Raw genomic sequence first — 248 nt, forward strand, 5'->3', positions numbered from 1 at the left:
GGCGGTGTAGCTCAGCTGGCTAGAGCGTACGGTTCATACCCGTGAGGTCGGGGGTTCGATCCCCTCCGCCGCTACCATGATTAGGATCCTTAGCTCAGTTGGTTAGAGCAGACGGCTCATAACCGTCCGGTCGTAGGTTCGAGTCCTACAGGATCCACCAAGGAGAAGTTTTGGAGGAATACCCAAGTCTGGCTGAAGGGATCGGTCTTGAAAACCGACAGGCGGGTTAAACCGCGCGGGGGTTCGAA

At 56.9% G+C, this 248-nt stretch carries 2 tRNA genes; both read left to right on the plus strand.

The annotated features are described in order from the left end of the window. A tRNA-Met gene (locus KH400_RS23865) sits at window positions 1–77 on the plus strand. A gap of 6 nt (window positions 78–83) precedes the next feature. Further along, a tRNA-Ile gene (locus KH400_RS23870) sits at window positions 84–160 on the plus strand. The last annotated feature ends 88 nt before the right edge of the window (window positions 161–248 follow it).

Origin of the sequence: Desertibacillus haloalkaliphilus, assembly GCF_019039105.1 — a bacterium.
Lineage (GTDB): Bacteria > Bacillota > Bacilli > Bacillales > KJ1-10-99 > Desertibacillus > Desertibacillus haloalkaliphilus.